Origin of the sequence: Rhodococcus sp. EPR-157 (assembly GCF_001647195.1) — a bacterium.
Lineage (GTDB): Bacteria > Actinomycetota > Actinomycetes > Mycobacteriales > Mycobacteriaceae > Rhodococcoides.
This window is the reverse complement of the sequence record NZ_LVCV01000169.1, coordinates 1-10,138: the sequence shown is the minus strand read 5'-3', so window position 1 is coordinate 10,138 and position 10,138 is coordinate 1. Positions and strand designations below refer to the sequence as shown.

Genomic DNA, 10,138 nt, shown 5'->3' with positions numbered 1-10,138 from the left:
GGAAGAGCGCAAGCGTACCGATCGTCACTGCGAGAGAGGGCAACCCGAGGCCGGCAACGAGGAATCCGTTGAGCGCACCGAGAAGTGCGCCGAGCAGGATGCACATCGGGACGATCATCTCGATCGTGAACCCGTTGTTCCACATCCACCCCATGGCCGCGCCACTGAGTCCGAGCGTGCTCGCCACCGACAAGTCGATCTCGCCGGTCACGATGATCAGCGTCATCGGCAGTGCGATCAGGAAGATCGGCGCCAGATCGAGGACCAGGAAGGTGAAGTTGGTACTGCTGCCGAAGTCGGGGTTGGTGACGGAGGCTCCGATCAGGACAAGAACCGTGAGCGTGATGATCGCGGTGTCCCAGTTCGCGAGGAGCTCGCGCCACCGGCCACCGGGCTGCGTCGCCGAGGCTGTGGGGCCGGCCGGCGCCGTGGCGAGATCACTCGACATGAGCGCTCCTCTTTCGAAGTTGCTGCGCAGCACGGACGGCCGCGATTCGGTCCGCCGCGATGGCGATGAGTATGAGTGCACCGACAATGGCCTGCTGCCAGAACTGGTCGATCTGAAGGACCGGGAGTGCGCTGTTGATCGTCGTCAGGAGCAGCGCGCCGAGGGCGGCGCCCCAGATGGTTCCGATGCCGCCGACCACCGCCACTCCGCCGACGACGCATGCGGCGATGACGTTGAGTTCGTAGCCGGTTCCGGCGGCTGCGTCGACGGTTCCGAATCGTGCGGCGAACATGACCCCGGCGATACCTGCCATCGCTCCCGAGAACGCGAATGCCGCGAGCGTCCTTCTGCCCACCGCGATTCCGGCGAGCTCGGCGGCGTGTCCGTTGGATCCGATGGCGTAGAGGTCGCGTCCACTGCGGTAGCGGCCGAGGTAGGTCCCGGTCGCCGCGATGGCGACGAGAGCGATCAACACCAGAACAGGTATGCCCAGAATGCTTGCGGTGCCGAGATCGAGGAACGATCCGGGCATCTCGTCAGCGGTGATCTGTTCCCCACCTGCCCAGAAGTAGGCGACACCGCGGAAGATGTACATCGTTCCGAGGGTCACGACAAGCGCAGGGACGCCGCCGAATCGGACCAGGACCGCGTTGACCACTCCGCATACCGCACCGACGGCGATACCCGCGACGATCCCGACGACGATCGGGAGGTCGGGCGAGCTGTGCATCACCGAACCCGCAGCGAACGCAGACAGCCCGAGAATCGAGCCGACCGACAGGTCGATGTTCTTGGTGATCATCACGACGGTCTGGCCGACCACTAGTACCGCGACGATCGACGCAGCAAGCAGCAGGTCCCTGATGCTCTGCGAGGACAGGAATCCGGAGTTCTTCGCAGTCGTGACTCCGACGAGCACGACCAAGGCGGCGAGAATGCCGAGTGAGCGCATCCGCAGGACCTTCTCGACGAGAGAGGTGCTGTCCTTCTGCACCGGCTTCAGCGGATCCGCAGGCGCGCTCACGTCCGTCGTGATGCTCATGCTGCTGCCCCCGGCCCTGTGGCGGTGGACCCCATCGCGGCGTACATGACGGACTCCTCGGTCGCGTCGGCTCGATCGATCTCCGCTGCGATGCGACCCTCTCGCATGACCAGCACACGGTCGGCCATCCCGAGCACCTCGGGCAGCTCGGAGGAGATCATCACGATTGCCACGCCGTCGCGCGCGAGTTGGGAAATGATCCTGTGCACTTCGGCTTTCGTCCCTACGTCGATACCTCGTGTCGGCTCGTCCACGACGAGGACAGTCGGCTCGGTGGCCAGCCACTTGGCGAGGACCACCTTCTGCTGATTTCCACCGGACAAAGTCCCCACGGGATCGGTGATGCGAGCGAACTTCGTCTGTAGCTTCTTGGTCCACTCGTACGCGGAACGTCGTTCACGACCGCCCACGAGGAATCCGAAGCGTGCCAACGCCGCCGATCGAGTCAGGGTCGCGTTGCGTTCGATGGACATCTCGGGGATGAGGCCCTGCTGACGTCTGTCCTCGGGCACCAGTGCGATCCCCGCACGCATCGCAGCTTTCGGATTCCCGGGCTTCAGCGTTCTTCCTCTGACGCGCACTTCACCCGAATCGCGGGGGTCGACGCCGAAGACGGCTTGCATGACCTCGGAGCGGCCCGCACCGACGAGCCCCGCGAGTGCCACGATCTCTCCAGCGCGGACGGAGAAGCTGACGTCGGTGAACACGCCCGCCCGGCTCAATCCGTCGACCTCGAGCACGACCGCGCCCGGCTCGACATCCAATTTCGGGAACAGCGCGCCTAGTTCGCGGCCCACCATGGCTTTGACGAGATCGTCGACGGTCAGTCCAGCGAGCTCGGAGGTCGAGATGTGTTTGCCGTCGCGCATCACGGTCACTCGCTGGCACAGTGCGAATATCTCTTCGAAGCGGTGCGAGATGAACAGCACTGCCGCCCCGTCGCCACACAGTGAACGCGCGACCTTGAACAATCGCTCGACCTCGTTGCCGGACAGTGCTGCCGTCGGCTCGTCCATGACGATGACCGACGCCTGCGTCGACAACGCCTTGGCGATTTCGACCAGTTGCTGATCTGCGATCGAGAGTCCACTTGCGAGTCGATCGGGATCCATCGGTACCCCGAGCCGTGCGAACAGCGCTTCTGCCGCGGCATTCATGGCGGACCGGTCGATCATCCCGCCGCGACCCTTCGGTTGCGCTCCGATGTAGATGTTCTCGGCTATCGAGAGATCGGGAAACAAAGTGGGCTCCTGATAGATCACCGCGATGCCCTTCGACTTCGCCTCGGCAGGAGAACCGAGGGTTACGTCCGCGCCGCCCACGACAAGGGTGCCGGTGTCCGGGGTATGGACGCCCGCGAGCATCTTGACGATGGTGGACTTGCCCGCACCGTTTTCACCGACCAGCGCATGGGCCTCTCCAGCGAACAGCGGGAACGACACACCTGCGACCGCGGACACGGCACCGAAGGTCTTTCTCACGTTCCGAACCTCGAGCAATGGGGTTGGCATCGTGCCACCACCGCCGGGCGTCGTCGAGACGCTCATGAAGGGACCTCCCGGTCGGATCGAACCGTGTCGATTGAAACGGTTCATTTTGTCCTTAAAAGCTAGAAGTGACCGTGGACACAAGTCAACCCCGTGACCCGGATCACCTCCGTGCGTTATCGAATCGTTATGGGACGTCTCTAGCCGCATTGATAGGCGCTCATCTCCGGGCGACGTCAGATCCGATGCTGCGACCGTCGACGATCGGACACAGATGTTGCGCACCGGGTCATGAAGCGTTTCAATGGGTAGAAGCGCGTGGTTCGTGTCCAATTCGGGGGGAGGCTGGTCCGTATGGCAGCGAGTATGCGAGAGGTCGCGGCCCTCGCCGGTGTGTCCATGGGCACGATCAGCAATGTGCTCAACCGTCCCGACATGGTGTCCGAGGCCACCCGTGAGCGCGTCGAGGCAGCGATCGCCCAGCTCGGATTCGTCCGGAACGACGCCGCGCGCCAGCTCCGGGCAGGACAGTCCCGGATGCTTGCCGTCGTCGTGCTCGACGCACGGAACCCGTTCTTTCTCGACGTCGCGGCCGGTGCGGAGTCGGTCGCCGACGCGAACGACCTGCTGATGGTGCTCGTCGGCAGCGGCGAGTCCGAGGATCGAGAGAATCGCCAGCTACGCCTACTGATGGAACAGCGTGTGCAGGGCATCCTGCTCAGTCCCGTCGGTGAGAACATCCCGATGCTCGACAAGCTCGACCGTCAGGGCACGCCGGTGGTACTGCTGGACAGAGGATCGCGCACTCCGGGCCGTTCGTCGGTCGCCGTCGACGATGTGCACGGTGGGCATCTCGCGGCGCGGCATCTGATGGACCTCGGCCATCGGAATCTTGTCTTCGTCGGTGGACCGTCGAGCATCCGGCAGGTGCGAGATCGGCGGGCGGGCGCACTCGATGCCGTCGCCGACTCGGCCAGCACCCGATTGTCGACCATCTGGACGGAATCGTTGAGCATCGAGGCCGGTGCAAAGGCCGCCGGACGAATCCTCGACATGACCGACACGCCCCCGACCGGCGCAGTGTGCGCGAACGACCTACTCGCGCTCGGCGTTCTGCAGGAATACATTCAACGCGGACTGCGGGTTCCCGACGACCTGGCCATCGTCGGGTACGACGACATCGACTACGCAGCAGGCGCGGCTGTTCCCCTGACCTCGGTGTCGCAGCCCCGAGCCGAACTGGGCCACGCCGCCGCGGAACTACTGATGGAGCAGGTGAACAGTCAGGGCCACAATACTTTTCGTCAGCTTACGTTCACCCCGTCCCTCGTCGTACGGGGGTCCACCGATCACGGCTGGAGAGGCGCCAGGGCGTAGAACCCTTCGATGTGCTCACGTACCAGGGTTGCAGCCCGTCCGCCGTCGCCTCTGCGAACTGCCTCGACTATCCCGCGGTGCTCGCACCGTAGGTTGACGGCGACGAAATCCCAATCATCGAGTGCTGGAACAGCTTCCATCACGTACCCGTGAATGGCATCACGAAGCGAGGTCATCATCGCCTCGACCAGCACATTGCCGGCGAGGCTCGCGAGCCGAACATGCAATTCGGCGTCGAGGCGATGGAATTGCTCGGGAGGTAAGTCCAGGTCGTCCATCCGATCCAGCAGTGACTCGACCGTGGAGAGATCGGGATCCCGGCCTGCCGCCTCCCGAAGTGCCCAGGATTCGAGGAGCACCCTGGTTTGGACCACGTCGGGAATCGGCAGGAACCGAGTCGCCATGTGCAAGCGGAGGGCCGATCCGATCGACGTCGCCGGATCGGCCATCACGTATGCGCCCGCGTCGGGACCCGACCCCACCGCGGTGCGTACGACTCCCATTGCTTCGAGCACCCTGATGGCTTCTCGGATGGAGGAGCGTCCTACGCCCAGCTCCTCCGCCAGTGCCCGCTCCGACGGGAGCCGGTCGCCGACGCCGATCTTGCCTGCGGCGAGATCCTGTTCGATTCGCCCCAGAACCACCTCGTGCGCTCGCATCGACTCAGCGTAGAGCAGACCTCGTCACCGGCGCATCGCTCTGATTCCCACGGCGAGACCCACCACTGCGACGCTGACCGCAGCCACGATCCCGTGCAGCACGGTCGCGCTCGCGAAATCACCTGCAAACAGCGCACGTTCGGCGGTCACCACGTAGCCGAGCGGGTTGATGTCGACGAGAAACTGCATCCATCCGGGCGCACCGTCGAGTGGAAGCATGGTGCCGGACAGGATCAGCAGCGGGAACATGAGCGTCTGCTGCACAGCCCAGAACACCCAATCCTGCGCTCGAACTGCAAGCGCGAGCGAATACGACAGCGCACCCAGCCCGATCCCGAAGATCCCGAGCAAGACGATCCCGACGACGGCGCCGAACGGATTGACCGACAGCCCGAGCGGTAGTGCAACGAGAATGATGAGCACGGCCTGCGCGGCGAGCGGCACCATCTCTTTCACCGCACGCCCGATCAGCAGCGAGGACCGCGGAAGCGGAGTGACCAGCATTCGCTCGTGGGAACCGTCGTGCAGCTCGGTCAACAGGTTGGACCCGGTCATGGACGTGCCGAAGATCGCGATCATGGCCAGCACGCCAGGGACGAACCAGTCCCACACGTTCCCGTCGCCGAGTCCCGGCACAGTGCCGAGCAGCGGCCCGAACAATGCGAGCAGGATCAGGGGTTGAGTGAGGCTGAAGACGACGGTGAACGGATCGCGGACCATGGGCCGCAGTTCGCGCGTCATGACGATAGAACTTCCGGTCAGTGTATTCATGTCTGCTCCTTAAACGGTTGCGGTTTCACGAAGGCTGGTCTCACGAAGGCTGCGGCCGGTGAGGCCGAGGAACACGTCGTCCAGGGTCGGACGGGACAGATCGGCTGATTCGACGATGAACCCGTGAGATTCGCTGCGCCTGAGCAGGTCCGGAAGTGCACGGTCACCGCGCACGACCCGGATGTTCAGTCGGCCTCCCGACGTCGTGATGTCGCGGACTCCATCTGCACTGCCGAGGACCGCCGCCAATCCGATCGCGGCGTCGGCCGTCGCCACCGACAGTGTCACCAGATCGCCGGCAAGATTCGCTTTCAGTGCGTCGGCGGTGTCGTCGGCGATGATGGTCCCCGTGTCGATCACGATGACGCGTTCCGCCATCGAATCTGCCTCGTCGAGATAGTGGGTCGTCAGCACGATCGTGGTGCCCATCTCCTGCCGCAGCCGAAGTATGTGCTCCCACAGGTTGGCTCGACTCTGCGGATCCATTCCCGTCGTCGGTTCGTCGAGAAACAGCAAGGGCGGACGGTGAACGAGTCCGATCGCGATGTCGAGACGACGACGCTGCCCTCCGGACAGTGTCGAGACCGTCCGCTTCGCCAGATCCCCGAGGTCGAGGGCCGACAGTAGTTCGTCCGCGCGGACACCCGCTCGATGCGCGGACAGTCCGTAGCACAGGCCTTGCGTGAGCAGCTCGTCGCGAACTCGTTGGTTGTGTCCACCTCCGTTGCCCTGTCCGACATACCCGAGGCTGCGTCGAACGGCGTCTCGGTCCTCGGTGATGCTGTGTCCGGCGATGCGAGCCGATCCCGACGTCGGCGCCAGCAGGGTCGTGAGCATGCGTAGCGTCGTCGACTTGCCGGCGCCGTTCGGGCCGAGCAGCGCGACCAGCTCCCCCTCCGCCACCGACAGATCGATACCGCGCACCGCGTCGACCGTCGTCTTTCCTCGTGTGAAGCTCTTGGTCAAACCTGTGGTCTCGATCATCACTGCGCCACCCCTTTGTTCGTCGATTCGGTACGAACGCTGACGCTAGGAGCTATCGAGGTCGGTTCCGGTCCGCGATTCCACCGCTGACGGATGCGTGTGAATCTCTCTCAGACGGGTACCTCGAGGAGAGAGAGTCACGAAGGGACGCGAATCATGGCAGATCAGAATAAATCTGGGGATCAGAAGCCCACGCCAGGACCACGGTGGATCAAGAATGTGCAAACGCGAGGCGCCGTCATCATGCTGATGTCTGCGGTCGCCGCGGCAGGGCTGTTCATCGCAGCTCTCGCCGGCGGGTTCGAAGGTTGGGTTGTGATCGCCGCAGTTGCAGTGGTCATCTTGTTCCTGGGCGGCTTCTTTTCACTCCGTGCAGGCACACGCCGAGCGGTGGAACACGAGCCCATCATCTATCACCCCGATTCCACCGACGTCTCGGTGGAAATCGATCCGGACACCGGAGAACGCCTGCCGCACAGGGAGTGATGGCGTGACAGGACCGCTGGCATAGAACATCGATCGCTGAGATCGCTTGTCTTAACATTCGTACATGGTGTCGTGTACTCTTCAATCACCAGAGTGACACAGCACACATGACGGCCGCACACCGGACCCGTCCCGAACGTAGAAGGACACACCCATGTCCGCGTCCAACACGCCCGAACTCACCCCGGCGCTCGCCAGGCGGGTCCATCGACATCACGTCGTCATCATCGGTTCCGGGTTCGGGGGATTGTTCGCAGCCAAACAGCTACGAAAAGCCAACGTCGACGTCACACTCATCGCCAAGACCACCCACCACCTCTTTCAACCCCTGCTGTACCAGGTGGCCACAGGCATCCTCTCCGAAGGTGAAATCGCACCATCGACCCGGATGATCCTCAAGGATCAGCACAACGCATCCGTCATTCTCGGCGAGGTCAACGGCATCGACCTCGAGAACAGAACGGTCACCTCACAGTTTCTCGAACGCGTCACCGAAACCAGCTACGACAGCCTCATCGTCGCCGCGGGAGCCGGCCAGTCGTACTTCGGCAACGACCACTTCGCCGAATACGCCCCCGGAATGAAGACCATCGACGACGCCCTCGAGCTGCGAGGCCGCATCATCGGCGCCTTCGACCAGGCCGAACTCGCGACCGACCCAGCCGAAATCGAACGCCTGCTCACGTTCGTCGTCGTCGGCGCGGGCCCGACCGGGGTCGAAATGGCGGGACAGATCGCCGAACTCGCAAACAAGACCCTGAACGGCACATACCGACACATCGACAGCCGAAGCGCCCACGTCATCCTGCTCGACGCTGCACCCAAGGTGCTGCCGCCGTTCGCCGACTCCCTCGGACAGGCTGCAGCGAAGCGCCTGACCGCGATGGGCGTCGACATTCAGTTGGGGGCGAAGGTCACCGATCTGGACGCGAGCGGAATCACCGTCGAAGATTCCGATGGCACGCAGCGCCGCATTGCCGCCCGCACCAAGGTCTGGTCGGCGGGCGTCGCAGCGAGCCCGCTCGGTAGGACTCTCGCCGAACAATCCGGCGCCGAGATCGACCGCGCTGGGCGTGTCCTCGTCGAGAAGGACCTCTCGCTCCCCGGACACCCCGAGGTCTTCGTCGTCGGCGACATGATGGCCCTCGATGGGCTTCCCGGCGTCGCCCAGGTCGCAATCCAGGGCGGACGCTACGCCGCACGCATCATCGGCGATGGCGTCGAAGCTGTCCGCGCAGGCAAAGCCGTTCCCGCGCGCAAGGACTTCAGGTACTTCGACAAGGGGTCGATGGCCACAGTGTCCCGCTTCAGCGCAGTCGCGCAGGTCGGGCCCATCAAGATCACCGGCTTCATCGCGTGGGTCATGTGGTTGCTCGTCCACCTGCTCTACATCGTCGGCTTCCGCAGCCGCCTCACCACCGTCATCTCCTGGCTGACGGCGTTCTTCTCCAGGAGCCGCGGGCAACTCGCGATCACCGAGCAGCAGGTCGACGCACGTCGGGCGATGTTCTACTTCACCGCAGGTGAACCGGTCACTGCACCGGAACCAGAATCCGCCACGCACCCACTGCAAGCGAGCCGACCGTAACCAGCAGGAACAGGCCGACCCATACGATTCCGGGGAGGAACGTCAGGCGTGCCAACTGATCGGCATCGGAGTCCCGTGCCCGTCCTGAACTGCGAGATCGTTGCAGTTCGAGGACCGGACGGGGTCCAGCGATCAGAAGGAAGAATGTCAGGAAATAGGCAACGGCAACTTGCTGCTCTCCAGTTCCCCACCAGGACACGACGAACAACGCGGCACCGACGGTGATCAACGACGCGAACCCGTAGATGTTCCGAATCATCAACAGCATCAGAGCGATCGAGATGATCCCGATCCAGAGCACCGCGGACGCACGTTGGGTGCCGAGTACGAACGCTGCACCGAGCCCCAGCAGCGATGGCCCGATATAGCCCGCAAACGTCATCGCGATGACACCGAGGCCTGTCGGCTTGCCCTTGGAGATCGCCACCCCGGATGTATCGGAATGCAGCCGCAGGCCCATGAGCTGCCGACCGGTGATCAACGCGACGAAGAGGTGCGCGCCTTCGTGGGCGATGGTCACGACGTTGCGGGCGATCCGCCACGTCTGCGGAATCAGCACGATCGCGAGCGCCACCAGTGCTGCAGCTTGAACGATCCAAACGGGCGGATCAGGACTTACCGCGGAGATGCGGTCCCAGAATTCGGTCACTCTTCATTATGGCCGGGCGTTTGCTGCAGCTCCGCGGCAGTGGCACGGTTGAGTGCATTGGGGTGCACTTAACCGTGCCACTGGGGGCGGAGCCCCCCCCAGCCCTAGGACTCACGCCGGCAGACGCTGCGCTTTGGCGGCCTCACGTGCCAGCGAGCGGTCGCGCATCTCCTCGAACTTGGTCGCCTGCTTCTCCAGGTCTTCGAGGAAGGCGGCGAGTTCCTCGCGCTTGTTCTCGCCACGACCGGTGAAGTCGTCGCGCTCGAAGACCCGCCACTTACGCAGAACCGGCCACACGACCTCTTCGAGGTGCTGACGAAGGTCGTAGATGCCGTGCTTGGCCATCAACACGCCGTTGCGGCGGAAGTTCGGCATGCCGGCACCGGGCATGACGAAGTTCATGACGATGTCGGAGACCGCCTGCAGCGTCTGATCGGGCGAGATGTCCATTGCTGCGCCCGTGATGTTGCGGTAGAAGATCATGTGCAGGTTCTCGTCGGCCGCGATGCGCTGAAGCATGCGGTCGGCGATCGGGTCGTCGCACACCTTGCCGGTGTTGCGGTGCGACACACGCGTCGCGAGTTCCTGGAACGTCACGTACGACACCGAGTGCAGCAGCCCGACCTTCGACCCGGCAGGTGAGACGT

The 10,138-nt window shown here is 63.9% G+C and carries 11 protein-coding genes; 3 read left to right on the top strand and 8 right to left on the bottom strand.

The window, feature by feature from the left end; translation table 11 throughout:
* The 3 genes from A2J03_RS07535 to A2J03_RS07525 all read right to left on the bottom strand — a co-directional run.
* The coding region (locus A2J03_RS07535; RefSeq protein ID WP_197480656.1) for an ABC transporter permease at positions 1-448 on the bottom strand (448 nt) is incomplete at its 3' end.
* Positions 438-1,490 (bottom strand): ABC transporter permease, encoded by a 1,053-nt coding sequence (locus tag A2J03_RS07530; RefSeq protein WP_068371583.1) that lies wholly within the window; start codon positions 1,488-1,490, stop codon positions 438-440. The genes A2J03_RS07530 and A2J03_RS07535, both read right to left, overlap by 11 nt.
* Positions 1,487-3,037, bottom strand: coding sequence for a sugar ABC transporter ATP-binding protein (locus tag A2J03_RS07525; RefSeq protein WP_231912414.1), 1,551 nt, complete (start codon positions 3,035-3,037; stop codon positions 1,487-1,489). The genes A2J03_RS07530 and A2J03_RS07525 overlap by 4 nt, the downstream gene beginning before the upstream one ends.
* Before the next feature lie 294 nt (positions 3,038-3,331).
* Between A2J03_RS07525 and A2J03_RS07520 the strand changes: the two genes are divergently transcribed.
* Positions 3,332-4,354 (top strand): LacI family DNA-binding transcriptional regulator, encoded by a 1,023-nt coding sequence (locus tag A2J03_RS07520; RefSeq protein ID WP_068371579.1) that lies wholly within the window; start codon positions 3,332-3,334, stop codon positions 4,352-4,354.
* On the opposite strand, the gene A2J03_RS07515 is transcribed toward A2J03_RS07520, so the two are convergent.
* Genes A2J03_RS07515 through A2J03_RS07505 form a run of 3 tightly spaced genes read right to left on the bottom strand, consistent with a single transcriptional unit; the run spans position 4,327 to position 6,768 of the window.
* Positions 4,327-5,013: a FadR/GntR family transcriptional regulator gene (locus A2J03_RS07515; protein WP_068371576.1), complete on the bottom strand. Its 687-nt coding sequence runs from the start codon at positions 5,011-5,013 to the stop codon at positions 4,327-4,329. The genes A2J03_RS07520 and A2J03_RS07515 overlap by 28 nt on opposite strands.
* 24 nt (positions 5,014-5,037) lie before the next feature.
* Positions 5,038-5,784, bottom strand: a complete 747-nt coding sequence (locus tag A2J03_RS07510; RefSeq protein ID WP_156520258.1) for an ABC transporter permease — start codon at positions 5,782-5,784, stop codon at positions 5,038-5,040.
* Positions 5,785-5,793: 9 nt separating this feature from the next.
* On the bottom strand, positions 5,794-6,768 hold the full coding sequence (locus tag A2J03_RS07505; RefSeq protein WP_068371574.1) for an ATP-binding cassette domain-containing protein: 975 nt from the start codon (positions 6,766-6,768) through the stop codon (positions 5,794-5,796).
* Between the two features lie 156 nt (positions 6,769-6,924).
* Between A2J03_RS07505 and A2J03_RS07500 the strand changes: the two genes are divergently transcribed.
* Positions 6,925-7,254 (top strand): hypothetical protein, encoded by a 330-nt coding sequence (locus A2J03_RS07500; protein WP_068371571.1) that lies wholly within the window; start codon positions 6,925-6,927, stop codon positions 7,252-7,254.
* A gap of 154 nt (positions 7,255-7,408) precedes the next feature.
* Entirely contained in the window at positions 7,409-8,842 is a 1,434-nt protein-coding gene (locus tag A2J03_RS07495) for an NAD(P)/FAD-dependent oxidoreductase (RefSeq protein ID WP_068371569.1), read from the top strand.
* Here A2J03_RS07495 and A2J03_RS07490 read toward each other — a convergent pair.
* Positions 8,787-9,491: a M50 family metallopeptidase gene (locus A2J03_RS07490; RefSeq protein WP_068371566.1), complete on the bottom strand. Its 705-nt coding sequence runs from the start codon at positions 9,489-9,491 to the stop codon at positions 8,787-8,789. The genes A2J03_RS07495 and A2J03_RS07490 overlap by 56 nt on opposite strands.
* Positions 9,492-9,602: 111 nt before the next feature.
* The coding region (locus tag A2J03_RS07485; protein WP_197480655.1) for an acyl-ACP desaturase at positions 9,603-10,138 on the bottom strand (536 nt) is incomplete at its 5' end.

Excerpts from the sequence above, each read along its gene's own strand:
- A2J03_RS07510 (WP_156520258.1), bottom strand. The coding sequence starts at position 5,784 with ATGAATACACTGACCGGAAGTTCTATCGTCATGACGCGCGAACTGCGG.
- A2J03_RS07520 (WP_068371579.1), top strand. The coding sequence starts at position 3,332 with ATGGCAGCGAGTATGCGAGAGGTCGCGGCCCTCGCCGGTGTGTCCATG.
- A2J03_RS07525 (WP_231912414.1), bottom strand. The coding sequence starts at position 3,037 with ATGAGCGTCTCGACGACGCCCGGCGGTGGTGGCACGATGCCAACCCCA.
- A2J03_RS07515 (WP_068371576.1), bottom strand. The coding sequence starts at position 5,013 with ATGCGAGCGCACGAGGTGGTTCTGGGGCGAATCGAACAGGATCTCGCC.
- A2J03_RS07500 (WP_068371571.1), top strand. The coding sequence starts at position 6,925 with ATGGCAGATCAGAATAAATCTGGGGATCAGAAGCCCACGCCAGGACCA.
- A2J03_RS07505 (WP_068371574.1), bottom strand. The coding sequence starts at position 6,768 with ATGATCGAGACCACAGGTTTGACCAAGAGCTTCACACGAGGAAAGACG.
- A2J03_RS07495 (WP_068371569.1), top strand. The coding sequence starts at position 7,409 with ATGTCCGCGTCCAACACGCCCGAACTCACCCCGGCGCTCGCCAGGCGG.
- A2J03_RS07530 (WP_068371583.1), bottom strand. The coding sequence starts at position 1,490 with ATGAGCATCACGACGGACGTGAGCGCGCCTGCGGATCCGCTGAAGCCG.